Source organism: Haladaptatus sp. AB643 (genome assembly GCF_024136975.1).
Classification (GTDB): domain Archaea; phylum Halobacteriota; class Halobacteria; order Halobacteriales; family Haladaptataceae; genus Haladaptatus.
Genome location: NZ_JAMYJW010000001.1, coordinates 883896 through 908378 on the forward strand (window position 1 = coordinate 883896; position 24483 = coordinate 908378).

Annotated in this window: 28 protein-coding genes and 1 tRNA gene; 10 read left to right on the forward strand and 19 right to left on the reverse strand. The window is 62.3% G+C overall.

Annotation, left to right across the window (positions count from 1 at the left end):
• Nucleotides 1-220: 220 nt before the first annotated feature.
• Nucleotides 221-379 (forward strand): hypothetical protein, encoded by a 159-nt coding sequence (locus NKF25_RS04550; RefSeq protein ID WP_253225513.1) that lies wholly within the window; start codon nucleotides 221-223, stop codon nucleotides 377-379.
• Nucleotides 380-572: 193 nt separating this feature from the next.
• On the forward strand, nucleotides 573-1187 hold the full coding sequence (locus NKF25_RS04555; protein WP_253225514.1) for a TetR/AcrR family transcriptional regulator: 615 nt from the start codon (nucleotides 573-575) through the stop codon (nucleotides 1185-1187).
• Nucleotides 1188-1200: 13 nt separating this feature from the next.
• Here NKF25_RS04555 and NKF25_RS04560 read toward each other — a convergent pair whose 3' ends face one another.
• The 3 genes from NKF25_RS04560 to NKF25_RS04570 form a co-directional block, all read right to left on the reverse strand.
• Nucleotides 1201-1635, reverse strand: coding sequence for a universal stress protein (locus NKF25_RS04560; protein WP_253225515.1), 435 nt, complete (start codon nucleotides 1633-1635; stop codon nucleotides 1201-1203).
• Nucleotides 1636-1706: 71 nt separating this feature from the next.
• Nucleotides 1707-3182 (reverse strand): MATE family efflux transporter, encoded by a 1476-nt coding sequence (locus NKF25_RS04565; RefSeq protein ID WP_253225516.1) that lies wholly within the window; start codon nucleotides 3180-3182, stop codon nucleotides 1707-1709.
• Nucleotides 3179-3787: a TetR/AcrR family transcriptional regulator gene (locus NKF25_RS04570; RefSeq protein WP_066141740.1), complete on the reverse strand. Its 609-nt coding sequence runs from the start codon at nucleotides 3785-3787 to the stop codon at nucleotides 3179-3181. Before NKF25_RS04570 ends, NKF25_RS04565 begins: the two co-directional genes overlap by 4 nt.
• A 163-nt stretch (nucleotides 3788-3950) precedes the next feature.
• Here NKF25_RS04570 and NKF25_RS04575 point away from each other — a divergent pair, with 163 nt between their 5' ends.
• Nucleotides 3951-4550 carry a TetR family transcriptional regulator C-terminal domain-containing protein gene (locus tag NKF25_RS04575; protein ID WP_223301771.1) on the forward strand — a complete coding sequence of 200 codons (600 nt, stop codon included), beginning with the start codon at nucleotides 3951-3953 and terminating at the stop codon, nucleotides 4548-4550.
• A 30-nt stretch (nucleotides 4551-4580) separates the two neighbouring features.
• On the opposite strand, the gene NKF25_RS04580 is transcribed toward NKF25_RS04575, so the two are convergent.
• The 4 genes from NKF25_RS04580 to NKF25_RS04595 all read right to left on the reverse strand — a co-directional run bounded on the left by NKF25_RS04580 (nucleotide 4581) and on the right by NKF25_RS04595 (nucleotide 7798).
• On the reverse strand, nucleotides 4581-5150 hold the full coding sequence (locus NKF25_RS04580) for a thioredoxin domain-containing protein (protein ID WP_253225517.1): 570 nt from the start codon (nucleotides 5148-5150) through the stop codon (nucleotides 4581-4583).
• The gene (locus NKF25_RS04585) at nucleotides 5147-5695 is read right to left on the reverse strand and encodes a redoxin domain-containing protein (RefSeq protein WP_253225518.1); all 549 of its coding nucleotides are present in this window, start codon (nucleotides 5693-5695) and stop codon (nucleotides 5147-5149) included. The genes NKF25_RS04580 and NKF25_RS04585 overlap by 4 nt, the downstream gene beginning before the upstream one ends.
• A gap of 121 nt (nucleotides 5696-5816) precedes the next feature.
• Nucleotides 5817-7064: an ABC transporter permease gene (locus tag NKF25_RS04590; protein ID WP_253225519.1), complete on the reverse strand. Its 1248-nt coding sequence runs from the start codon at nucleotides 7062-7064 to the stop codon at nucleotides 5817-5819.
• A complete protein-coding gene (locus NKF25_RS04595; protein ID WP_253225520.1) occupies nucleotides 7061-7798 on the reverse strand; it encodes an ABC transporter ATP-binding protein in 738 nt (245 codons plus the stop codon). Before NKF25_RS04595 ends, NKF25_RS04590 begins: the two co-directional genes overlap by 4 nt.
• A gap of 202 nt (nucleotides 7799-8000) precedes the next feature.
• Here NKF25_RS04595 and NKF25_RS04600 point away from each other — a divergent pair, with 202 nt between their 5' ends.
• From NKF25_RS04600 to NKF25_RS04610, 3 genes are all read left to right on the forward strand, one after another.
• Nucleotides 8001-8150 (forward strand): hypothetical protein, encoded by a 150-nt coding sequence (locus NKF25_RS04600; protein ID WP_253225521.1) that lies wholly within the window; start codon nucleotides 8001-8003, stop codon nucleotides 8148-8150.
• Nucleotides 8151-8188: 38 nt separating this feature from the next.
• Nucleotides 8189-9106, forward strand: coding sequence for an alpha/beta hydrolase (locus NKF25_RS04605; RefSeq protein WP_253225522.1), 918 nt, complete (start codon nucleotides 8189-8191; stop codon nucleotides 9104-9106).
• A gap of 71 nt (nucleotides 9107-9177) precedes the next feature.
• Nucleotides 9178-9588: a helix-turn-helix domain-containing protein gene (locus NKF25_RS04610; RefSeq protein WP_253225523.1), complete on the forward strand. Its 411-nt coding sequence runs from the start codon at nucleotides 9178-9180 to the stop codon at nucleotides 9586-9588.
• On the opposite strand, the gene NKF25_RS04615 is transcribed toward NKF25_RS04610, so the two are convergent.
• Nucleotides 9576-10046, reverse strand: coding sequence for a metal-dependent hydrolase (locus NKF25_RS04615; protein ID WP_253225524.1), 471 nt, complete (start codon nucleotides 10044-10046; stop codon nucleotides 9576-9578). The genes NKF25_RS04610 and NKF25_RS04615 overlap by 13 nt on opposite strands.
• A 115-nt stretch (nucleotides 10047-10161) precedes the next feature.
• Between NKF25_RS04615 and NKF25_RS04620 the strand changes: the two genes are divergently transcribed.
• On the forward strand, nucleotides 10162-10860 hold the full coding sequence (locus NKF25_RS04620) for an SDR family oxidoreductase (RefSeq protein WP_253225525.1): 699 nt from the start codon (nucleotides 10162-10164) through the stop codon (nucleotides 10858-10860).
• 53 nt (nucleotides 10861-10913) lie between these two features.
• Here the strand turns inward: NKF25_RS04620 and NKF25_RS04625 are convergent, their stop codons facing one another.
• Nucleotides 10914-11597 carry a DUF2071 domain-containing protein gene (locus NKF25_RS04625; RefSeq protein WP_253225526.1) on the reverse strand — a complete coding sequence of 228 codons (684 nt, stop codon included), beginning with the start codon at nucleotides 11595-11597 and terminating at the stop codon, nucleotides 10914-10916.
• A 107-nt stretch (nucleotides 11598-11704) separates the two neighbouring features.
• Here NKF25_RS04625 and NKF25_RS04630 point away from each other — a divergent pair, with 107 nt between their 5' ends.
• Complete coding sequence (locus NKF25_RS04630) at nucleotides 11705-12538, forward strand: ZIP family metal transporter (protein WP_253225527.1); 834 nt, start codon at nucleotides 11705-11707, stop codon at nucleotides 12536-12538.
• 68 nt (nucleotides 12539-12606) lie between these two features.
• Complete coding sequence (locus NKF25_RS04635; RefSeq protein WP_253225528.1) at nucleotides 12607-13044, forward strand: acyl-CoA thioesterase; 438 nt, start codon at nucleotides 12607-12609, stop codon at nucleotides 13042-13044.
• A 3-nt stretch (nucleotides 13045-13047) separates the two neighbouring features.
• Here the strand turns inward: NKF25_RS04635 and NKF25_RS04640 are convergent, their stop codons facing one another.
• Complete coding sequence (locus NKF25_RS04640) at nucleotides 13048-13557, reverse strand: hypothetical protein (RefSeq protein ID WP_253225529.1); 510 nt, start codon at nucleotides 13555-13557, stop codon at nucleotides 13048-13050.
• Nucleotides 13558-13750: 193 nt separating this feature from the next.
• Between NKF25_RS04640 and NKF25_RS04645 the strand changes: the two genes are divergently transcribed.
• Nucleotides 13751-15316, forward strand: coding sequence for a globin-coupled sensor protein (locus NKF25_RS04645; protein ID WP_253225530.1), 1566 nt, complete (start codon nucleotides 13751-13753; stop codon nucleotides 15314-15316).
• A gap of 14 nt (nucleotides 15317-15330) precedes the next feature.
• Here the strand turns inward: NKF25_RS04645 and ppc are convergent, their stop codons facing one another.
• From ppc to NKF25_RS04690, 9 genes are all read right to left on the reverse strand, one after another.
• The gene (gene ppc / locus NKF25_RS04650) at nucleotides 15331-18006 is read right to left on the reverse strand and encodes a phosphoenolpyruvate carboxylase (RefSeq protein ID WP_253225531.1); all 2676 of its coding nucleotides are present in this window, start codon (nucleotides 18004-18006) and stop codon (nucleotides 15331-15333) included.
• A gap of 74 nt (nucleotides 18007-18080) precedes the next feature.
• Nucleotides 18081-18410: a transcription factor S gene (locus tag NKF25_RS04655; protein ID WP_253225532.1), complete on the reverse strand. Its 330-nt coding sequence runs from the start codon at nucleotides 18408-18410 to the stop codon at nucleotides 18081-18083.
• Nucleotides 18411-18569: 159 nt separating this feature from the next.
• Entirely contained in the window at nucleotides 18570-18986 is a 417-nt protein-coding gene (locus NKF25_RS04660) for a hypothetical protein (RefSeq protein WP_253225533.1), read from the reverse strand.
• Nucleotides 18983-19855 carry a hypothetical protein gene (locus tag NKF25_RS04665; RefSeq protein WP_253225534.1) on the reverse strand — a complete coding sequence of 291 codons (873 nt, stop codon included), beginning with the start codon at nucleotides 19853-19855 and terminating at the stop codon, nucleotides 18983-18985. Before NKF25_RS04665 ends, NKF25_RS04660 begins: the two co-directional genes overlap by 4 nt.
• A 101-nt stretch (nucleotides 19856-19956) precedes the next feature.
• On the reverse strand, nucleotides 19957-20793 hold the full coding sequence (locus tag NKF25_RS04670; RefSeq protein ID WP_253225535.1) for an HTR-like protein: 837 nt from the start codon (nucleotides 20791-20793) through the stop codon (nucleotides 19957-19959).
• A 24-nt stretch (nucleotides 20794-20817) separates the two neighbouring features.
• The gene (locus NKF25_RS04675) at nucleotides 20818-21798 is read right to left on the reverse strand and encodes a beta-ribofuranosylaminobenzene 5'-phosphate synthase family protein (protein WP_253225536.1); all 981 of its coding nucleotides are present in this window, start codon (nucleotides 21796-21798) and stop codon (nucleotides 20818-20820) included.
• An 81-nt stretch (nucleotides 21799-21879) separates the two neighbouring features.
• Nucleotides 21880-22836, reverse strand: coding sequence for a hypothetical protein (locus NKF25_RS04680; protein WP_253225537.1), 957 nt, complete (start codon nucleotides 22834-22836; stop codon nucleotides 21880-21882).
• Between the two features lie 411 nt (nucleotides 22837-23247).
• Nucleotides 23248-23318: transfer RNA gene (locus NKF25_RS04685), tRNA-Pro, on the reverse strand.
• 44 nt (nucleotides 23319-23362) lie between these two features.
• Nucleotides 23363-24421 carry a succinylglutamate desuccinylase/aspartoacylase family protein gene (locus NKF25_RS04690; RefSeq protein ID WP_253225538.1) on the reverse strand — a complete coding sequence of 353 codons (1059 nt, stop codon included), beginning with the start codon at nucleotides 24419-24421 and terminating at the stop codon, nucleotides 23363-23365.
• Nucleotides 24422-24483 lie beyond the last annotated feature (62 nt).

The following is a 24483-nucleotide window of genomic DNA, read 5'->3' on the forward strand; positions in this document are numbered from 1 at the left end:
GAGAGAAGAATTGCCACTCAGGACTCCATTTCGGGTGCGAGAACGCTTCCCTCCCCCAATTTCTCACGATTAGTGATTTTGTTTTGGCGGTCTCCATCCGCTTTCAGCACGGTAGCGAGTCGTCGCGAGGAGACGACACGACTACACTGATTGCACGGTGCACACCGCTTGCATAGTACTCACAGGTTCCTCTATCTCCGTTCATCCCTACTTCGGTTCGATGACAGTCCAAACGCGGTCGTCAACTACGCCAGCAGCGAGGGTGCCGCGAACGATGTGGTTCGTCGTTATTTCGTGGGCCGAGGGAAAGTTCGAGTCGTATCGGGAGGATTCGGTATCGCTCTCGGCGGCGGATTTTCCGGCCGATGGCTCCGATTAACCCGCCATCCTGGAGCATGGAGGGGGGAGAGATGACTGAACGTTCATTCAATTTTTATACCCGGAGTCCGTAGCTAGCGTATGCACCGATTCGATGCGAAAGCCATCGCGTTCGGTGGTCGGTCCCCGGAACGCGAAACGTTCGACCCGCCTCGGCCAACGCGGAAAACGATAGACGAGGGTTTCAGCCGGTAATGACGGCGAAACCATCTTTTCTTGAGGATCCGACCGACACTCGTGGTGCCATCATGCGGGCGACGTATTTGGCCCTCTGCAAGCACGGTTACGCCGACCTCACGATTCAGCGCATCGCCGACGAGTTTCCGAAGAGCAAGTCCCTCCTCTATCATCACTACGACGGAAAGGACGACCTCCTGCTGGATTTCCTAGGATTCATGCTCGAACAGCAAAAGGAGCGAATTCCGGCGAAGCAGTCCTCGGGCAGTCCGCGGGACCATCTGAACGCCATCTTCGACCGCATTTTCGTCACACCGATTCCCGACGACTACCGGGATTTCTCGCGCGCGATGGTCGAACTCCGCGCGCAGGCCGCCCACGACGAGAAGTATCGGAACCACTTCACGCGCAGCGACGAGTTCTTCCGCGGACTCCTCACGCGCGTCATCCAGTCAGGTATCGACGAGGGAACCTTCCACGACGTGGATGCCGAGGAAGTCGCGGAGTTTCTCCTTCTGATCGTCACGGGGGCGATGACCAAACGCGTCACGACGAACAACGATGCCATCGAAACGGCTCGTAACGAACTCGACGCTTACGTCCGCCTTCGCCTCCTCGTTGACGAGAACTGAACCGACACCGGACTCAGTGAACGATGGTGACGGGAACCGGTGACCGCCGCGTCACGGACTCCGCGACGCTGCCGAGGAAAATCCTGTCGAGACCGGTTCGTCCGTGGCTCCCCATGACGATACCGTCGATATCGTTCTCGCTGTCTCCCGCGTATTCCACGATGGTGTGTGCCGGTCGCCCCATCAGTTTGACCGTCTCCGTCGTGACATCCAGTTCGTCCGCCAGTTCGGTCATCTTTTCGAGGAGTTCCTCCGTGGCTTCCTGTTCGGCCTTCTCCACGTCGTCCGCGTAGAGCATGTCCCCGAACTCGTCCGAGGAGATCCACGATCGAGGATCGAGAACGTGCAGGAGGACGATGGTCGCCTCCGGATACACGTCGGCGGCGTGTTCGAGAGCAGTTTCTGACTGTGGTGCAGCGTCTATGGGGACCAGAATTCGCCGAGACATAGGTCGTCTATCGACAGCGACCAGTACAGTTGTTTCGGTGGAAACGACGAACGCGAGGAAAAGTATCCCGTTCAGTCGGCCGGTGACGGGGTGTTGGCTCCCTCGACCTCGCTCGTCTTCCACGTCCCACGGCGGAACCAGAGGAACGCGAGGATGGCCGCAGCGACGTTCGAGAACGCTATCGCGTACCAGACACCCGTGGGACCCATCCCCCGTATCTCCAGTAGATAGTACGCCACAGGGAGACGGAACACCCACAGCGAGAGGATGGTGAACACCATCGCGGTGGTCGTATCCCCGGCCCCACGGAACGCCGAGGTGACGACCCGGAAGACGCCGAGGAACAGGAACGTCGGACCGATGATGCGGAGATACTGTGCGCCGATGTGGATGACGGTTTGACGGCTGAAGTTCTCGCTGCTGCCGACGAAGATACCGATGAGGGGTTCCGCGAAGTGCCACGCGACGACGCTCACGACGACGAGGACGACCGCCAGCGTGGCGGACGCGTAGTACACCGCCCGCTCCGAACGCTCCGGTTTGTCCGCACCGAGGTTCTGGCCCACCATCGTCGTCGTCCCCTGTGCGAGCCCGATGCTGGGGAGGAAGACGAGCGAGTTCAGCCGATTACCGATACCGTAGGCCGCGACCGCCGGGTCCCCGGCCATGGCGACGATGGCGGTCAGGAACGTGATACCGAGCGCCCGCATCGACATATCGACGCTCGCCGGGACGCCGATGCGAACGATCTTCTTCACCGTCTCCGGTTCCGGAACGATATCGTCGAACGAGAGGTGAATCCCGACGCGGCCGCTGAACAGGATGGTGAGGCCGACGACGGCGGCGATTCCGCGCGACAGGACGGTCGCTATCGCCGCCCCTTGAACGCCGAACCCGGCGAAGCCCGTGGCGTCGAACAGCGTCGTCTGGAGGCCACCGAGTCCGAGCGCCTGCAACAGCAGGTTGTCGGTGAACCCGTAGACGAAGAACGGGTCGAGGACGATGTTGAGCGTGACGCCGAACGCCATGAGATACATCGGCGTCCGCGTGTCGCCCCAGCCACGCAGGAGCGCCTGAAACATGAAGAAACCGAACATGAAGAACACGCCGAGGAAAGTCGTCCGCGTGAACTCCACGGTCCACCGATATATCTGCGTTCCCGGCGTCGTCCCGATGAGCGAGACGAGGGTCGGTGCGGCGAGATACCCGATGACCGCGAACACCAACGACGCGAGCAACGTGAACGAGATGGTCTGTCCCGCGACGTGGTCCACGCGCTCGTGGTTGCCCGCCCCCTTGTTCTGTGAGACTAACGCGGTTCCGGCGATGGAAAAGCCGGTTCCGAGGCTGATGAGCAGGAAGATTATCGGGAACGCGTAGGAAACCGCGCTCACCGCGCCGGGACCGATCTGGCCGACCCAGAACGTGTCCGCGAGGTTGTACACGACCTGCATCAACTGGCTGGCGACGATGGGTGCCGACAGGATGAGGAGCGGTTTGTACAAGTCGCCGTCGGTCAGGTCCAGATCCCTATTTCCGGCGCTCATTCGTCGCCTCCGGCGCAAATATCGTCGACGAACTCGTCGATGACTTCACGCCCCACTTCGTTCGGGTCGTTGGATCCGAGGACGACTCCTCGGCCCCGGACCCCGTCGAGAAATATCAGGAGTCGTTCGGCCGCCCGTTCCGGATCGATGTCCTCCTCGAACTCGCCGCGCTCGATACCCTGAGCGATGATATCGGCGAACAGTTCCCGCAGTCGGTCGTTGTTCTCCTGGAACTGGTCGCGGAACGCGTCGTTGTAGGGCGCTTGCATCCCCATCTCCAGCATGGCGATGTCGAAGTCGCTCTCCGAGTCGGGGTCGGGAAACAGCGCATCGATGCTGAAAAGCAGCGCGTCCGTCGCGGTGTCGTAGTCGTCCGTCGAAATTTTCGCGTCGAACTTCTCGTGGAGGTGGTCCAGAAACGAGAGGAGCAACTCCTCCTTACAGTTATAGTGGTAGTGGAGAAGCGACTTGCTCTTGCCGAACTCGTCGCTGATACGCTTCATCGTGAGGTTCGCATAGCCGTGTTTGCAGAGCGCCCGATGTGTGGCGGCCATGATGGCCTCGTGTGTTTCGGGCGGCGGCCCGTTCGACTGCTGTGTTCCCATCTCTAACTGAATAGTTAGTCAGGAGAGTTAATAGTTGTGTTGTTTATCAGGAGAAAAACAGGGACGAAACGGAGGGATGCCAATTCACGTGTCATACTGGTCAATACACGCTGTTCGCATCGAGACCACAAGCGTTTTGCCGCGATAACTAGTTGTTTAGTTAATGGCAGCGCCTTCCGACGGTGACGAGCGTTCCGACGCCGAACAGGCGATAATGCAGGCGACCTATCGGGCACTCTGTGAACACGGCTATGCGAACCTCACGATACACTCCATCGCGGAGGAGTATGGCAAATCGACGGCCGCGATTCACTATCACTACGACACGAAAGACGACCTCCTCGCGGCGTTTTTGAGCTATCTGTTGGACAAGTTCATCGACCGGGTTCACGAGGTGGAGACGACCGCCCCGCGGGAACGACTCGACTCCCTTCTGGATCGACTGCTGACCGACCGCGAAGGCTACCCCGAATTCCTGACCGCGATGCTGGAGATGCGTGCGCAGGCGCCGTACAACGACGCCGTGCGCGAACAGTTCCAGCGCAACGACGAGTACACACGATATCTGCTCAAGACCGTCATCGCCGACGGGACGGACGCGGGCGTGTTCGCCGCCGAGGACCCGGCACACGCGGCGGAGGCGCTGATGCTCATCGTGGACGGCGCGCGAAACCGGTACGTCTCTCTGGACGAGAAGAACGCGCTCGAAGAAGCGCGTGAGACGGCCAGGGAGTACGTCGAACACGTTTTGATGGACGAGTAGGAACCCGCCGCTGCCGCTCGATTCCCGGAACTATCGCGGCTCGTTTCTCTCCATCGCATCCCGGAGCGCATTCGCGAGGCTCGCCTCTTCGAGCGGCCCGTCGTACCGCGCGCCGTCGATGAAGAACGTCGGCGTACCGTTGACGCCGCCGTGGATTCCGCCCTTGAAATCGTGCAGAATCCGCTGTTCGAACCGATCCTCGTCGAACACGTCGCGTTCGAACTGTGTCGTATCCAGTTCCAACTCCTCGGCATACCGCCGAAGGTCGTCGTCTTCGAGCGCGTCCTGATGCTCGTAGAGGTGGTCGTGCATCTCCCAGAACTTTCCCTGCACACCGGCCGCCTCGGCCGCCTCTGCGGCGTGGAGGGCGTGTGGATGGGCCTGTTTCAACGGGAAGTTTCGAAAGACGAACCGGAGGTCGTCGCCCATCTCCTCCCGGATCGACTTGACGATCGGATACGCCCGGCCACAGTGGGGGCACTCGTAATCCCCGTATTCGACCAACGTGACGGGTGCATCCGGGTTCCCTCGTAAATGATCGGTTTCATCGATCGGACCGGCGAGCGTGTTGTCCGGGGAAATCGGCGTCCGATCGCTCATCTCGCGTCCCCGTTTTCGAACGCATTGAGCGCCTGTAGTATCCCGCTCGCGCCGGGGTTCACACCGACGGGGGAGACGAACGTCCATTGGATCACCCCCTCGTCGTCGATGACGAAGAGCGCCCGCTCGCTCGTTCCGTCTTCCGGTCGATACACGCCGTACGTTTTCGCCACCTTTCCCTTCGGCTCGAAGTCGGCGAGCAACGGGAAGTGGAGATTGTGGTCGTCGGAGAACGAATCGTGGCTCCAGACGCCATCGACCGAGATTCCCAGTAGCTGTGCATCGTATCGTCCGAACTCGTCGAGTATCTCGTTGTAGAGCGACATCTGGTCGCCACAGACTGGACTCCAATCCGCGGGATAAAACGCGAGAATGACGGGTTTTCCTCGAAATTCGCGCAACGAAAGCGTTTGGTCCGGCGTCGAATAGAGCGTGAAGTCGGGTGCATCCGTGCCGCATTCGAGCGCGTCCGCCGGGTAGCTCGTTTCCCCCGAGTCGTTCGCCCCACAGACGGAGAACTTCTGATCGTATGGTGATTGTTTCATGTCCCGTTCCCCCCTCTCTGGAGAGTCAAGGCTTTACGTAGTATATCTGTTGCGGGTGGTACGAGCATCGAGAAGTGGAACTCTGTCAGCCATAGAACGGGGAGCCGACTCGGCTCACTCCTCACTCGTGGCGGAGCGCGTCGATGGGGTCGATTCTGGCGGCGTTCCACGCAGGGTACAGACCGGAGACCAGTCCGACGCCGATACCGACGCCGATGGCGACGACGAACCACTTCGGCGCGAACGCGAGGTCGAAGCCGATGGCCTGTGCGGCGGCGTATCCGCCCGCGATGCCGACGACGGTGCCGACGAGCGAACCGATGACGCCGAGGATGACCGCCTCGACGAGGAACAGTTGGATGATGTCGCGTTTCTGCCCGCCGATGGCCTTCATGATGCCGATTTCTCGGGTGCGTTCGGTCACGCTCACCAGCATGATGTTGGCGATTCCGATGGCCCCGACGATGAGCGAGATGACGGCGATGCCGGTGATGAAACTCGTGAACGTTCCGATGACCTCCTGGATCTGATCGACGAGTTGTTGGTTCGTCTGGAGGGACACCTCGTAGGACGCGGGTTTGAGTTCGCTGGCGTCGGAGTCGTTCGCCAGATACGACTTGACCGCCGGTTGGACGCTATCGACGTGGTCGTAATCGACCGCCCGTACCGTCACCTGCGGGTAGGCGCGTTGCTGCTCGCCGGTCGCCGGACTCTTCACCGTGGTTCCGTAGAACGGGTCCGTGGGGACGTAGACCTGTGGCTGTGACGTGCCGAACACGCTCGCACTGGACGAGGCGTTCAGGATGCCGACGACGGTGACGTTTTGCGGGCCGTCGCCGAACTGGAGCGTGAGGGTGTCACCGGTCGAGACGTTCGTCGAGAACAGGCTCGCCGCCGGTTTGTTCAGCACGACTTGTTCCTTCCCGGCGGTAAACGCGTGTCCCGACTCGAACGAGTCCGCGGCGAACGAATCCGCCGTCGTCGCCGTCACGCTCTCCCACCCGATCGTTTGGCCGTCGTAGCCGAGCGAGGACACCTGCACGTTCCCCTGTGGGACCACGGAACCGACGTTATCGAGCCCTCGTAACTGCTCGATGTCGTGTTCGGTGAACACGGGTAGCGACGCACTCTGACTTTGCGGGCCGCCGGGGCCGTCGTTCGTACTCGCTGGGCCGACGCTCGCGACGATGGACGGGTTCGAACCGGCCGAAACTTGGCCGACGACGGCGGCTTGGAGGCTCGCCCCGAGGGTGACGAACGTGATGACCGACCCGACGCCGATGATGATGCCGAGCGTCGTCAACACCGACCGGAGTTTGTGGTCGCGGATGGACCGCCAACTCATCGCGAAACTCTGGCCGATGTTCATGGACCCACCTCCATTCGGCGTGGGGAGTCCACCGTCTCGATACGTTCGATTTCGCCGTCCAGCAGGTGGACGATGCGTTGGGCGTGCTCGGCGACGGTGCGCTCGTGGGTGACCAGGAAGATGGTGTTCCCCTCGTCGTGCAACTCCTCGAACAGGGCGAGAATCCGGCCTTCCGTCTCACTATCGAGGTTACCGGTCGGCTCGTCGGCGAGGATGATGGCCGGGTCGTTCGCCAGCGCGCGGGCGATGGCCACGCGCTGGCGTTGGCCGCCCGACAGCTCGTTGGGTCGATGGTCGAGTCGTTCCCCCAATCCGACGCGTTCCAGCAGTTCGCTGGCTCGTTCGTTTCGTTTTTTCTTTCGCTCCCCTTGGAAGACCATCGGAAGCGCGACGTTCTCCTTCGCGGTGAGTTTCGGCATGAGGTTGAACGTCTGGAAGACGAAACCGATCTCGTCGCCCCGAAGCGTCGTTCGCTTCGTATCCGAAAGCGTCGTGATTTCGGTTCCGTTCACCGTGATCGATCCCTCCGTCGGCATGTCGAGACAACCGACGGCGTTCATCAGTGTACTCTTCCCCGACCCGCTCGGCCCCATGACGGCGATGTACGACCCCCGTTCGATGGTGAGGTCGATACCGTCGAGCGCGTGGACGGGTTCGCCGCGATGGTAGGTCTTGCGCACGTCCGTCAGCGTTACTGCCGAGGTGGACGTCGTTCGTTCGGTTGCGTTTGGCATATGGTTGGTAGCGTGTTCGGTGTTCGACGTTCGAACGGTTCGTTTTGTGGGTGTGAACGACCGGCGAGTCCCCCACACCGTACTGACCGAACATTCATTCAGCAAGGGATAAACCTTCCCCGAGACGTGATACCAAACGGACGGCATCCCCCCTACACCAACCGGTGATGGGCGCGGGATTGACATTCACGGGGGTTGACGAATGACCATGGGGGTTTGTGATATTTGCGAACAGCGCAAGTCGAACGGGACGCATCTCGTCGGGCGAACCGGCGAGTTGTGGGTGTGTCGTGGGTGTATGATGCGGGCCGTGACCGGGAAGAAGGAGGAACTGTCGTTCGTGAACCCGTGAGACGAGTTTTATGTTCCTCGTCGTCCTCGTAACGAACAATGACGAAGACACGGGCACGTGAGCTGTCGCGGCTTCGATACGCGAAGAACGATGTCGATTTCGAAAGCGAGGGGACGCGGTGTGCCGGATGGCTCTACACGCCGGAAGGCGTCTCGAACCCGCCCGTCGTCGTGATGGCGGGTGGCTTCGGCGCGGAACGGATCTTCGGTCTCCCGGAGATCGCAAAGGAGTTCGTCGCCCGCGAGTACGCCGTGTTCCTCTTCGACTACCGGAACTTCGGCGACAGCGACGGCGAACCGCGTAATCTCGTAAACGCCAGCCGTCACGTCGAGGACTGGAAAGCGGCGATCGACCACGTTCGCGGACTGAACGCCATCGACCGTCGAAAGATCGCGCTCTGGGGAACGTCCTACAGCGGCGGACACGTCATCGAGGCGGCGGCCGACGACCACCGAATCGCCGCCGTCGTCGCACAGGTACCGTTCGTCGACGGACGGGCCGTCGCCCGCGCGTCCGGTATCAAAAAATCGCTGAGAGGGACCGTCGCAGGGGTGCGTGACCTCGTCAGAAAGTACACCTTCAGGAGTCCGCACACGGTTCCGATCGCCGGGTACCCTGACGAGTTCGCCGTCCTGAACACGCCGGGTGCGATGGAAGGGATGGAAACCATCGTTCCCGACCCGCCGGTGTGGGAGAACGAGGTACCGGCGCGTGCCTTCCTCGAAATCCCGTTCTACCGCCCGATTTCGGTCGTGGAGGACGTCCCGTGTCCGATGCTCCTGATCGCCGGACGCGACGACGACATCGTCCCAGTGTCGTCGGTACAGTCGGCCGCAGAAGCGGCCGACGCGACGTACCTCGAACTGCCGATCGGACACTTCGACGTGTACGACGACGCGCTCGATACGGTCGTCGGCTACGAGGCGGCGTTCCTCGACCGGAACGTACGCGTGTAATCTGCTCTGAATTTACTCCTTCTACGATATTATAGTTACATTTATTGCCGTGTAATTTAATACCTGAACTGATGTCGGTGAAAATAAACGGCAACGAGACAGCAGCCGCCCTTGCGCTCGATGAGGTCTTCGACGTACTGGTCTCGCCTCGTCGAAGAGCGGTGCTGTACGAACTGTACGGTCGGTCGGACCCGATCGCGCTCTCCGACCTCGCTATCGCGGTCACCAGGAGTGAGCTAAACGGAATCGACACCGAAGGGATCACAGCGGACGAGACGGTAACAACGGATCGCCAAGTAGTTCTCGCCTTGGATCACGTCCACCTTCCGAAGTTACAGCAGGCGGGACTCGTCGAGTACGACCGGACGGAGCGAACCGTTCAGTTGAACCGGATTCCGGGGCAGTTCGAGCGCTATCTTCTGTTCGCGGCCGAGGACGAACAGCGAACGAGTACCATCGACGCGACCGTTCAGCCGAACTGATTGCCGAGAAACCACGACCCCCCGGTGAAGACGACGCCGAACACGAACAGCAGTGCGTTCGCTCGCGTATTGCTTGCGAGTACGATATCGAAGGTGAACTTCCTGTCCGAGACCGGCCAGAACGGACGGATTCCCATCGGTGTGATGACGTCCGCGAGGAGATGGGCGACGATTGCGAGCGCCCCGACCAAACCGCCGAATTCCGCACCGCTCGTTCCCGCGAGTAAACCGCCGACGAATCCGGTGAGCAGTCCGACGAACGCCGCGAAGACGATGGAGTGGGTCGGACCGCGGTGCCGAACCCGGTCCGTCCGCGTGTCGAGGTCGGGGAGCATCGTCAACGCGAGGACGACGCCAGCGCCGAGAAACGCCGTCGAGGTGAACCCCGACGCAACGAGCGCACCGCCGACTGGAGCGTAGAGGGCGAGTGCCACGCCACAGTGGCCCGGCTGATACATGCTTCTCAGTTACACTGCACGCGGATAACTGCAACGCGACCGCTGGGAGGTGACGACTCGCGGGTACGGGGGGACGACGGAAACCGATTTCACACAGCCATCCGTCCGCTTCCGCATGGACGAATCGACGGCGGTCGTCACCGGCGGGACACGAGGAATCGGCCGACAGGTCGCGGGCGCGTTGGCGAACGATGGTGCGACCGTCGCCCTCTGCGGACGCGACGCGGAGGAAGTCGAGGCGAGCGTCGCAGCCATCGAGGACGAGGGTGGGGAGGCGGTGGGTCTCCGCGCCGACGTACGTGACGAGTTCGACGTGGAGCGGCTGATGGAAACCGCCGCGAGAAACGGCACCGACGGTATCGACGTGGTCGTCGCCAACGCCGGAGTGTATCACGGGACGCCCGGAGAAACGCCGCTGACGATGGAATCCTACGCCGCCTTCGACGACACCCTCCGGACGAACTGCCGTGGGGTGTACGCGGCGATTCGGGAATCGCTCCCCCACCTGAACGACGATGCTCGGATACTCGTCCCGACCGGCAGTATCGGGCACGAAACGCACGCGGGCTACGGTTCCTACGCCGTGTCGAAGGCCGCCGTCGAGGGGTTGGTTCGCGGGTTCTCCGCGGAACTCGACGTTCCCGTCGTCGGCATCGACCCCGGCGTCGTCGGAACCGAGATGATGGGCGGGAAGGGACGTGACCCGGAGGACGTGGCCGAGTTGTTCGTCTGGGCCGCGACGGACGCGAACGCCGAGGACGTGGATGGCGAAATCATCGGACTGAAGGAGTGGCGGAAGGCAACGCGGGAGTGAGTTCGTCGGTCAGTCGGACCGATTCGGGTGGTCGGTCGAAGCGAGCCAAGTGGTCAGTCGAGTCGGGTCGGCGTATGAACGTGAAACTCCGTCTTCGGACAGTACCGAACCCGTGGCTCGGTCTCGGGTTCGGGAAGGGTGTTCGCTTCGAACAGGGAATCAGCGCGCACGTCGGCCGCCGCTCGCTGGAGGGTCCACGGGTCGTGTTCGACGCGGGCGGTCATTCCGGCCTGCGGAACGAACAGTCGATAGCGCTCGGTCAGAAAGTAATCGAGCGTCCCGGAGTCGGGAGTGGTCGCGGGTTCTTCGGGGCGATAGGTCGCCTCGAATTCGACCGGAAGCGTGTCGGGGTGAACACGCCGACCCAGCACTCGATTTTCCGTTCCCGTCTCGCTGGCGATGTCGGCGTAGTAGTACGGGAGATGGTAGAGCATTCGGGCCACGCGGGCCGCGATTCGACTGCCGGTATCGAGGCTCAGAAAGTAGACGCCCGGCGCGTTCCCCAGGCGGACGTACGTGCGAAAGTTGATCTGGGGGAACGTCATCCCCACGACGCTGGGCGTTCCGGGTATTCGCGCGTTCTCGATGGTCGATGCGAGGACGCTGACCCACGCCTGGCCATCGTAGGTGTCGAGCGCCAACGAATCCGGAACCGCGCTGTCGAGTGCGGCCGACTCGACCGGCCAGTGGACGAACAGACAGTCACGCCACGTGAACCGGAGTGCGCGAACGGTCACGGTTCCACCGACTTCGGCATCATGCTTCCTTTCCCGGTTCCGCCCCGCAATAGTTTTGCGGCGGGCGACCGACGGGTTTAACAACTCCACGAACAGTTTTAATAACAATGTCAGGACTTTCCCGTCTGGGTCTCGCCGGGTTCGTCGCCTTCGTCGTTCTCTCTGGGGTCGGAATCGTGGCTCATCTCTCGAAGGTACTCGTCATCGCGTGGGTCGCGTTCGCCGCCATGGCGGGCGGTGCCGCCCTCGGTGGCCGTGTGAACGACTCCATGCACGCGAAGCAACTCGTCTGGGCGTTCGGGTTGGCGAGCGGCGCGATGATCACCAGCGCCGCCGTGTTTCTCGTCCCGAGCGCGATTTCCCATCAGGCCGAGTTCGGCGGCTTCGGTATTGCCTTCGGCATTCTCGCCGGGTTCAGCGCCCACACCATCGGTCACCGGGCGACGCACCTCGAAACCGCACTCGACCACACGTCGATCGAACTGACCGCCCACTCGCTCGCCGCGGGAGCCATCGTCGGACTCGTTTACGGCAACATGCCCGGCCTCGGTCTGCTCCTCGGGCTCACCATCGTTTCGCACAAGGGTCCCGCCGGATACGTCGCGGCCCACCGTCTTCGGGAGAGTGGCAAATCCGTCTCCGTCCTCCTCCTCCCCGCCGCCGGAATCGGTATTGCCGCCATCAGCTCTGCGCTGCTCCACCTCCCCTCGGACCCCGCGATAAACGGCTTCGTCTTCGGGTTCGCTGCCGGGGTCTTCCTCCACGTCGCCATGGACTTCCTCCCACGCTGTGAACTCGGCGGCGAGGTGTACGAAGTCGCACAGTTGAGCGACAACGCACACCACCTCCTCGACGAACTCCGTATGCACGCGGTGGCGAGCACCCTCCTCGGCGGTGCCGTCGTGTTCGGCCTGTGGGTGGTCATCAGTCGCCCGATGTGACCGTCGGCGTACCATCATACGAAACCGACCACGCAACGACTATTGGTTCGCTTGAGGAATCCACGTGTATGCCGACGTTGATGGACACCTACATCGAAAACCGCGAACGCGTGCAACCGAACCACGCCAACAACTACGAGACCGCCCACGGGGGAATCGTGATGAAGTGGATGGACGAAATCGGGGCGATGTCGGCGATGCGCCTCGCGGGCGAGACGTGCGTCACCGCCAACGTGGATCAGATGGACTTCCAGCGACCGATTCCCGTCGGGGATACCACGGTCATCCGGTCGTACGTCTACGACACTGGACGGACGAGCGTGAAGGTGAAACTCCGCGCCTTCCGCGAGGAACCCCGGACGGGCGAGCGCGAACAGACGACCGAGTCGTACTTCGTCTTCGTCGCGGTGGACGACGAGGGACGGCCCACGGAGGTGCCGGACATTCAGGTGGAAACCGAACGCGGCGAGGAACTCCGTGAAGCCGCCCTCGCCGGTGAAAAATAACAGTCAGAGTTCCCGCGCCGAATCCGGATTCTCGACGTCCCAGAGATATTCGGGCAAAAAGGCGTCGAGGTGGTCGATGACTTTGCGCTCTCCGACGTTCATCCCCTCGCAGTGATCCCACGCCGATTCCCGGATATCGACGTACATCTCCCCATCCTCCGTGTGAATCGAGACGGGGTAGACGAAACAGCGCGCGGGTTTCCACCCGTCTTCGGCCTGCAACTCACAGAGACCGTCCCCGCGGAGGAAGTGACAGGCACAGCCGTCTTCGCCCGTTTCGTCGTGGTCCTTCGCCTCGCGGCGGACGAAATCCTCACCACGAAAACTCGTCGTCGCGTCGTTCAAATCGGCGTGCTCGCCCAACTCGAAGTACTCGCGGTCGTACAGCATCACGCCGTGATGACAGCACCACGTACAGCTATCGACGCATTCGAACGTGAGGTCGGGGTCGAACTCCACGACTGCCTCGCGGCCCGGATGCACTTCGACGCGAACCGGAGTGTCTTCGCTCACGTTCGCGGTTCTGCCGTGCGCGGGGAAAGGTCGTCCGATTCCGGTCGGTCGTCCGGACCGCCCGTCAAATAATCCCGAAAATGAACAACTTTCTACCGCAGAGCCGAATACAGCGCGTATACCTTTAGCTTTCCGCCGACTCTCCGCCTCCGAGAACGGTAATAATTTAAATACGTTTGCCTCAATTCCAGCCATGAACTCAGCGGGCGACGTATTCGGGAACTCCGCTCTCGGGAAGCGAGTGGACATGGACGAACAGCTTTCGGAGATGGGTCTCGACATGGCGGAAATCGAGCGACGCAAGTCGTTTCTCGACTTCGATAGTGCGGACGCTCGACGACTAGCGGCCCTCCGTCCCGTATTCGAGGACCATCGCGCGGAGATCGCCGACCGATTCTACGCGAACCTACAGTTGGACGAGGAAACGGACGAGATTCTCAAGAATTCCACGCGCACCATCGACTCGCTCAAGCGGACGCAAGGGGAGTATCTCGTCACGCTCGCCGACGGGTCCTACGGAACCGAGTACGTCCGCAACCGCGCGCGGATCGGAAAGCTCCACGACATGCTGGGGATGCCGTTGAACCACTACATCGGACAGTACGGCGTCTACTACGACCTGATCTCGTCCATCGTGGAAGAACGACTGCAGGACGAGATCGAAGCGATGGTCCGTGACGAGTTTTCGTCCGCGATGACCGACGGCGGGCAACTCGCCGCGTCCACGAACGCCGAGGACCTCCTCGGCGGAGTCCGGGACGCGGTACGCGAGAGCTTCGAGGAGATGCTGTCCGTGCTTCGCGTGCTCAACCTCGACATGCAGATCACGGCGGACACCTACGTCCACTCGCACAGTCGGCAGATGAAGCGGGAAATCGAGCGGTCGCGCAACCTGCGTGAATCGACCGAGGAACACGTTCTCGATGCACACGAGTCGGCGGGGGACGTCGCGGCGAGTTCCGCCGAAATCAGCGGATTGACCGAGGAGCAATCGAACAACATGGACCGAATCGCCAGCGAGGTGTCCACCCAGAGCGCGACCGTCGAGGAAATCGCGGCCAGCGCGAGCGAAGTGGGGCGACAGAGCCGCGAATCCCAGACGCTCGCCGAGGAGGGAAAGCAACTCGGGCAACGGGCTATCGGCGCGACCGAATCGACGGAGGACGCCCGTGAGAGTATGGTCGAGGACGCTGAGGAACTCCAGAACGCGGTGGGCGAAATCAGCGATGCCGTCGAGATGATAAACGACGTGGCGGACCAGACGAACTTGCTGGCGCTGAACGCCTCGATCGAAGCCGCGCGGGCAGGCGAGGCCGGCGACGGGTTCGCCGTCGTCGCCGAGGAGGTCAAATCGCTCGCAGAGGAGTCGAAGGAGCGTGCCGCCGAAATCGAGTCGATGGGTGACCGCATCCAGTCCCGGACCGAGAGCACGCTCGACAGCCTCGGCGAGAGCGAAGCCTCGATCAGCGAGACGGTCACCGCCGTCCAACGAACCAGCGAAAAACTCGAACGTATCGTCGAATCGGCCACCGAAACGGCCGTCGGGATGGAGCAAATCACCTCTGCGACGGACGAACAGGCCGCGAGTACACAGGAGGTCGCCACCATGATAGACGAGGCGGCCGAACGGTCCGCACGGATATCGAAGAAGGTGTCGTCGATAGCGGAGACGAACGAAAAGCAGGCGGCGACGATCGAGGAACTGGACGGCATCGTCGCTCACCTCGGCGAAGCTGAGAGCGATATCGACCGAATCTGAGCGATAGACGGCCGTTATCCCGTATTTTTCATCCCCGCCGCGACACCGGTCACCGTGAGACGGAGGGTTCGCCGTTCGGTCTCGGTCAGGTGCGACTGCCGGAGCAGTCGCACCTGTAGGAGGTTGAGCGGATCGACGTAGGGGTTCCGGCGGGAGAGGCTCTCCTGTAGCCACTCCCGAGAGAGAAGGTCATCGCGTCCCGTGATCTCTAACACGAGTTCGACCGAGCGTTCGTACTCGGCTTGGAGTTCGGGGAAGAACTGCTCGCGCAGTTGCTTCGGTGCGAGGTCGGCGTACTCAGCCGTGATTTCGAGGTCGGTTCGGGCGAGCGCCATCGCCGCGTTGTCCACCGTCGTCCGGAAGAACGGCCAGTTCTCGTACATCTCCCGGAGGGTGTCGATGTCGCCGTAGGCGTCCAACCCCTGGGCGAGGGAATACCATCCCGGCAGGATGCAGCGGGCTTGCGTCCACGAGAACACCCACGGAATCGCACGGAGGTCCTCGACGGTTCGTTCGCCCGAGCGCGACGCGGGCCGCGACCCGAGGTTCAAGTCCTCGATGACGGTTATCGGCGTCGTCTTCTCGAAGTACGAGACGAAGCCGTCGGATTCGAGCAGGTCGCGGTAGGCGTCGCGGGCGGCGTCCGCCGCGACATCCATCGCTTCGGCCCACTCGTCCGGAATCGTCTCCTCTCCCTCTTCGAGGGAGGCGTACCGCGCCCGAATCTGGGCGTCCAGCATCTGCTCGACGTTTCGCTCCGCGATGATGGGATTGGCGTACTTCTCGGCGATGGCCTCGCCCTGTTCGGTGAACTTGACTTGCCCCGAGACGGTCTCGCGGGGAAGCGCCAATAGCGCTTCGTTCATCGGACCGCCGCCGCGGGAAATCGACCCTCCACGTCCGTGGAACAGGCGGAGGGTGACGTCGTACTCGTCGGTTATCTCCGCGAGTCGCTTCTGGTTCTGGTAGAGGCTCCAGTTGGCCGCCAAAAAGCCGTTCTCCTTGTTCGAATCGGAGTAGCCGAGCATGATTTCCTGTGAACCGCCGCGGGCTTCGAGTGCGGCGGCGTAGGCCTCGTTTTCGAACAGGGTTCCGATGATGCGTCGCGCGCCTGACAGCGCGTACTCGGTTTCGAGCAGGGGAACCACGTCGAGTCCGGAGTAGCCGGGTAGGTCGACGATTCCGGCCTGGTCGGCGAGGAACAGCACTTCGAGGACGTGGCTGGCCTCGTCGGTCATGCTGATGCAGTACGTGTTGATGGTCTCCTGCCCGTACTCGCGCTGCCAATCGGCGGTCTCGGAGAACAGCGTGAGCACTCGGGTCGCCGTCTCCGAAAGTCCCTCGGTGTCGAGGTCGATTATCGGTTCGTCCTGGAGGATGGCGTCGGTCAACAGTTCGACCCGTTCGTCCTCGGTCATCGAATCGTAGTCGAACCCTTCGCGTGCCAGTGCCTCCGCGATGGCCGTGGTGTGGTTCTGCCGGTGGTCGCGCAAGTCGAGGGCGGCGAGCGAGAAGCCGAACGTCTCGACGCGTCGTCGAAGCGGGTCCACTTCCGTCTCGACGACGCTCTCCGCGCCGTCGGTGCGGAGGCTGTCGGCGATGGTGTCCACGTCCGCGAGCAGTTCGTCGGCGTTTTCGTACCCGCCGGGACGAACGTCGCCGACGCGGTCGATTCGCTCGCGCATCAGCGCGAGTTTCTGTCGGTACGGTTCGTCCGGGTAGCGTTCGGTCGCCCGCTCCGCAATCGTGGGCAACTGCTCGCGGTCGGCGTCGAGCGAGGAATCGAACAGGGAACTCGTCTCGACGCGGTCGCCGTCCTGACTCAGCACTCCGGAGAGGCGTTTGAGTTCGTCGCGGTAGTGTTCCAGCACGACTTCGCGCTGTCGGGCCAGCGTGTCGGCCGTGACTTCCGGCGTGACGTACGGGTTACCGTCCCGGTCGCTCCCGGCCCACGACCGGAAGGCGAACAGTTCCGGCACGTCCACGTCGAACTCCTCGCCGATGGTGCGGTCGAGTTCGTCGTACACGTCGCCCACGATGTCGAAGAGGACGTTCTCCAGATACCAGAGGATGTTCCGCGCCTCGTCGGCCACCTCCGGACGGCGTTTTCGAACCTGTCGCGTCTCCCAGAGGCCAGTGACCTCGCTCTCCAATTGGCGCTCCAGTTTGTCCTGTTCCTGATCGGTCAACATGCGCTCGTCCAGTTCAGAGAGCAGCGCTTCGACGGAGCGCAGTTTCGCCTTCACCGTCTTCCGGCGCGCTTCGGTCGGGTGCGCGGTGAACGTCGGCACGACGTTGACGTCGTCCAGTACCCGCTGGACGGTCTGCGAGTCGGCTTCGTCCTCCGCGAGGGTTTCCGCGGTCGCGCGAAGCCCATCTTCGAGCGTTCCGTCCTGCGTCCCCTCGCGGATGGCCCGCACGCGTTCGCGCTCCTCGGCGAGGTTGATGAGTTCGAAGTAGGTGGCGAACGCCCGCGCGACGTTGCCCGCGAGTTCGGGCGAGAGGTCGTCGAGTTCGTCGCGGAGCGCCTCACGCGACTCCGAATCTCCGGCGCGGTAGTCGATCGCTTCGGTTCGGGCGGTTTCCACGGCCTCGAACGCCTCGCGGGAACCGAGGCGTGAGAGTACGTCTCCCAGCAGTGCGGCGAGTTCACGGACGTCCTGTCGTACGTCCCGGGTATGTAATCTCATACCATAGCGGTGGTGGGCACCCAACGTAAAACGTCGGTCTCAGGGTAATATCTGCGAGAAATTTGAAATGAAAGTTAGTTGTATTCCCGCCAGCGGTAGCCGCATTCCTTGCATTTGAAGAAGCGCGTCGGTGCCTCGTCGGCGGACGCGGTCTGTTTGATGGTGTACCACGCGACGTCGTGACCGCACTTGTCACAGTGTACGTCCTTGGCGGTCGGTTTCCCCTCGAAGTCCGCACCCTCCTCGGTTTCGATGACGTCGGAGTCGTCCTGTGCTTCCGTCGAGACGAACTCGGCGGCGCGTTCCTCGTCCTTCTCCATCGTCGCCTGACAGTCCTCGTTCGAGCAGACCATCTTCGACCCCATCGTCCGCATCATGGAGCCACAGTCGTCGCAGAATTGCATATCACATCTTGGGTGTCGAGCCTGAAAAGCGCCACGTACGAACACGGCGGCGAGAAAATCGAGTGGTCTTCATGCGGCTCGGTAGTTGTAATCTCAGAAATCACAACATCCTCTCGTAGCGAGTGAAGACGCCGCCAAAGTCGTAGAAACTAGCGATACCTACTCCGTCGCCTCGAAATCGTCGTCTGCGACCATCGGACAATCAGCGACCCGAAGGTGGTCCATATCGCCCATCGAGAGGATGTCGGTCCCCTCGTGGGTACAGCGCAAGGTCGGCGGGTCGGCGACGTGCGGACACCCCTGACAGGTCGTCTTTGGGACGACGCGAACGTCTCGGTCGTCCTCCTCGACTCGAGGCGCGGTGACGACCAGTTCGCCGCTGTCCTCGCCCAGCAGGTCGGCCCAGACCTCGGCGGCGTCAACCTCGCCAACGTCCATCTCCACGAACGTCTCGTCGGCCGAACCCGTTTCAGAGCGCCGTTTGCGACGCTCCTCGATCTCCGCCGCGAGGTTCCCGAGCGGTTCGTTTCGGCCGGAACCGGTATCCTGACCCTCGTCCGAACCGCTCCCATTCATTCCTCGGTCACCTCGGTCAGGAACTCCTCGACGTCCGAGTCGATGTCGGTGTCGGCGTCGAAGTCATCGCCCCCGAACACGTCGCCTTCCAGGGCGGGCGGACGGCCGACGACCAACCAGTTCGCGCCGAAAAAGCCCTCCTTGGGTTCGACGTCCTCGAACGTCGCGCCGCAGTGCGGACAGGACGGTTCGGTCAACAGCGCGATGGTGACGCTCCCCTCGCAGTCGCCGCACTTCGCGCTCGTCACCCCGTGGCGGTTGGCCGTCCGGGCGAGTTCCGCCGTCGCCGCCTGCGTCGCGCTCCGCGCCGCGAGGGTGCGCGTCTGATCGCGGATGGAGACGAGTGCGCGCGCGAGAACGTCCAGGCGCTCGTCCAACTCGTCGGTCGTGTCCGTGAGATATTCGAGCACCTCCTCGTAGTTCTCGAACCCGGAATCCAACCGTTCGCGGTTGTCCGCGACGCGCTCGGAAAGTGCGTCGAGTTCGTCCACGAGTTCGTCGATGGCGACGTCGCTGCCGTCCTCTGCATTCACTGCCTTCCGGAGTTCGAACAGTTCGGTCCGGAAGCCGTCCAATTCGTTCCGAAGGTCGTCGTGTTCGTGGTCAGCGGGTGCCTTTCCGTCGGTTTCGCGCTTTATCTGTACGACGCGTTCGCGGACGTCGGTCAGTTTCTCCATGAACTCGTCGTGGAGTTCGTCGAGTCGCTCGTCGGAAACGTCCTCCTCGTGGAGGGTACGGTGTGTCGTAAACAGTTCGGAGCGGAGGCGTTGGCGGGAACAACCGAGTTCGTCGGCCGTCTCGTCTAGCCACTGGGAAATCGGTTCGGGCAGTTCGACCGCCGGTACGTGACCCACGTCTTCGCTCTCCATTCGGATGAATGACTACTTCTCACAGAACTGACTTAACGTTTCGCCTCGTAGTGATCGAGACGCTCCAGAAAGTGAATGAAATTTGATTGAATAGGATCGGGTTACCTGATCTTCCGGACGTTGCTGATGTCGAACCCGTCGCTCTGTGTCTCGGTTTCGAAACGGACGATGTTCTCCTCTTCGATGCGCGAGAGGACGCCACGGAACTCCCGGACGAACATCGTCCGCGCTCGTTCGTTACCGCCGCGTTCCCACTCGAAACAGATGGTGCCGTCGGTTGCGTTCATCAAAGCACCCATCTGTCTGTCCGTCAGGCTTTCCTGTGCGACGTGGATGAGGATCAGGCCGTCCCACGCCTGTGATGCCTTCTTCATCCCCTTGACGAGCATGACCATCTGATTCCAGTTCACTTGATCGTCGGGGAGCGAACAGAGGTCGGTCAGCGAGTCGATGACGACGAGGTTGCCGGGCGCGTTTTCGGTGAGGTACTCCCCGAGCGCTTCGAGGACGTCGCGCCGGTCGTGGCTGTTGCCGAGGTCGGTGATGGTACGGCGCTTTTCGACGTACCAATCGTGAGGGATGGGACTCAGTTGGAAATATTCGGACGAGAGATCCTCGAACGACATGGCTTCCAACGCCGGGGAGATCAGCGTCTCGTCGAGTGTGTGAGTCACTTCGTCGTATATCTCGGACGCGTTGGCGGTAAACGAGACGTAGTGAATCTCGTCGGGAAGCGCGGCGCGGGGATCGACCGACCCGTAATGGAGACCGAACTGGTCCGTATCCGCATGACCGAGGGCGTTTATCGTCGCGCTGGTGTACGCGAACTCGCGCGCGCCAGCACCGGCGTCACCAGCCAGCAATACGACGCTTCCCGGCGGGGACCCCCCACCGATGAGCGAGTCGAACTGAGAGACACCGAACGGGATTCGATCCATGCACTCCCCTCTCATTCCTGACGTTTACCGTTTACGCTCGTCCCCGTCCACGTCCGCACCTCGGTTCCGCGGCGATACGACCAGGACGTCGCCACCGATGGCCGTCGAATCGAGGGCGGTCCGGGCCGCGTCAACCGCCTCGTCGGCCAGTTGTCGCGTCGTCACGCCGTACACGGCAGGTCCCCACGACGACTGACCCGCGCCGAAAACGGCGGGTGACGTTTCCATCTCCGTTACGAGTTCGCCGACGGGTGGTCGGTACACTCCACCCTGCTCGTCGGCGTACCACGCCCCGTTTCGGCGGCCGATCTCGGCGACCGAACACCCGAACCGCTCCGGATCGTCCTCCGCGATCGACGGAAGGGTTCGCCTGACCAGTATCGACGCGATGTCGTCCGCGATGGTCGGATCCGCCCGCTCGACGGCCGAGCGCATGCTCGAGTCCTCATCGTCGCCGCTCCGACCGGGTTCGGCGTCGGGAAGGGCGAGGACGAACCGCCAATCGGCGGGAACGTCGTGGCGCGCGAGGACCGGTGGAACCGACCAGTCACCACGGGGCGGTCGGTCAGTCGTGAACCGCTCGGTCGGATGCCCCGCGTCCACGACGAACCCACCGCGTTCGAACGTCGAAACACCGATACCGCTCCTTCCGGCCCTGTCGAGCGCGGGAGCATGCTCGCGGACGGATGGCTCGCGTCCATGTGCGCGTGCGATAGCGGCGAATACGGCTAACGCGAGTTGTGTCCCGCTCCCGAGTCCGACGTGTCTCGGGAGCGTGTGAAGAACACGAACGTCCGCACCGGAAACGCCGAGCAGATCGACGGTTCGACGTGCGTACTCTCGAGCACATCGGTCGTCGCAGTACACCTCGTCGGCCGGGGTTGCCTCGACGACAACGGTCGGCGATTCGAGCGCGACTCCCAGCCCACCGTACAGTCGCTCGTGAGCGAGCGAGAGGTTCTGAAAGCCGAAATGGAGTCGGCCGCCGACCGTTACCCGTGTCATACCTACCCGTCAGTGGATGGAAAAATGGCGATTTCGACAGTGGCAAATTACCGTGCTATCCCGTCGCGGAGAGGCCGGAAACTACCCCATATGGTCGAGAACGTACTCCGCGGCCCGTGTCGCGCCGTTCTCGTATTCGGGGGACTCGGGCGGATGGCGCACCGCCCGCACGACGTGCGGGATCGAATGTTCGACCTGGAAACCCCGAAGCCCCGTGCGTTCGATGACCCGCGAGACGCCGTGTTGTTCGTCGGTGAACGGGTGAATGATACACGGCGTCCCGGCCACGGCGGCCTCCATTACGGTCGAGTAGCCGGAACAGACGACGACGTTCGCCGCTTGAATCCACGGGAGAAGCGATGGCACCGATTCCCAGTCGTCGTCGCCGACGAGCGTTACGTCGTTACCTTCCGCTTCCAACGCACGCGTGAGTTCCTTGAAGTTCGTCGTGTAGGTACTCGGAACGAGGAGCACGTCCACGTTCTCGGGTGGCTCTTCCCCGTTCGGTTCGAGCGCGATAGGAGGGATATGGACGACTCCCGCCGGGTCGCCGCGGTCCGGTGGCCACACCGAGGGGTAGAGGAACGCATGGGAGATCGAGATTTGATAGCGGTTGAGAATCCACGTGAACACCTCTTCGACGGCGGCGTCGTAGTAGGAGGCGGCGTTGTGAGTGAGAACGTACAGCGGCGTGTCGGTGCAGTGGGCCGCCATCGCGGCGAACATGTCGTCGGTGACGAGTGCGGCCGGGTCTTCGCGGCGAAGCCATCGAACGAAGTCGAAGACGCGGCGTGCACTGTTCGGAACGCTTCGGGTCAACACGTTGAATATCGACCCACCCTGATAATCACCGATGTAGTCGACCGTTGCGGGCCGATACACCTCGTAACCGTTGTGCTCGATGAACTGCGACCCCGGACCACCACCCGCGAGGACGACATCCGTTTCCGGCCCTTCCAATGCCTGTGCCACCGCCAGCATCCGGGTCGCGTGTCCCGCGCCTTCCGGATAATGTGCGACAGCAACGGTCCGGCTCATGGGAAACTGTCTACCCTGCCGTGGGAAGTAAATTTGGATTTTCAGTTTGAACGGAAAAAGGAGTCGGACGGGGTCGATTACGAGAATTTCGGTCGCGTCGCGCTGGAACTCGAATGGAATCGAACGAATTCCGACGCCGTAGCTCTCGTCACGGGAAAAGAACGAACGGCGAGTACACTCGCCGCTCACGAGAATGTCCGTCGTAAAATCATGGGACCACGGAAAGGCGAGCAAAGCTCGCCTTTCCTGCTCCCATCAAAGAGTGGGACCGCCAAGAGTCGAACACCGTCGTTCCGCTTCGCTCCACGACGAGCTTCGGACTCACTTCGTTCGTCCGACATCGCGCGTTGCGCGATGCGACGCTCGGCGGTCGACTGATTTTCCTCCTCACGTACGTTCGTCGTAAAATCATGGGACCGCCGAGAGTCGAACTCGGGTCCTACGGACCCCATCCGCAGAGGATACCACTACCCCACGGTCCCGCTACATTCCTGAAATGGTGGGTTGCCCTGTTAAGCCCTTCGTTTCACTCCCGAGACCGCGGGACGACGAGGTCGCCGTCGTCCCGGACCGCCAAACTGGTGACAGGGTCGTTCTCGTAGGCCGCGACGCCGTGATAGCGCCCGACGACGTAGCCGTCGTGGTCGGTTTTCACCGTCGCCTTCGACTCGCCGTGGGGTGTCACGATGTCGGCTATCACGTCGCTCTCCTCGAACGCGTCCCCCGGTTCGACGCGATGGCGGACGATTCCCGCCGTGTCGGTGTGCGGATGGACGGCGCGCTTGACCGGGAAATCGACCGGTGTGTCGAGTCCCGTCGGTTCGGGGTCGCCGGGGAGCATGTCGAGTTCGCGCATGACGTTCAGAAGCCCGACGACACCCTTCTCGCGGGTGTCCTCCTCCACGACCTCGAAGCCGCCGAGTTCGACCGTGAACGACGGAATTCCGGCGTTGTTCAGCGCCGCACCCGCCGTCGAACGCTGGAGGTCCTGCTCGACGTACTCCTCGGCGGCGTACTCGTTGATGACCGGGAAGTCGTACGCGTCCACGAGGCGTTCGAGTTCGTCGGCCAGTTCGTGGGCTTCGTCTTCGGTCCGTTCGGTTCCAAATAAGACTCTGTCCCGAATCACGAACGGAATCGATCCGACCTGCGCGGTGTGAAGGTCCACGAGCGCGTCCGCCGACTCGGCGAAGGCTTCGAAAATGCGCTCGTCGATGAGTTCCTGCACGCGCGGCGGGCGCGACCCGTCCGCATCCGGGTCGGGGAAGTAGCGGTTCGGGTCGTCGCCGTGGTAGTACGAAGTGCGGGTTGTTTGGCGAAGTCCTGCGGGATTCAAGTTAGGGAGACAGACGACGGTGCCGCGAACCTTCGATTCCAATCCCTCCTTCATCACGTCCTGTGCGGTGGCGAGGGCGGTCACCTCGTTGCCGTGAATCGACGCCGTGATCCAGAGCGTCGGGCCGTCTTCCTCACCCTCCGCGATGAGCACGGGGAGCCGTTCGGGCGTTCCCGTGGGGAGGTCGGTGACGTCCAACCACCCGGTGACGAGTTCGCCGGGTTTCGATTCCGCGGTGCCGACTTGCATACCGGGTGGTGACTCGCACGCGACAAAAAGACGCCCCAACCGGCAGGGGAAGCGAGAATTCC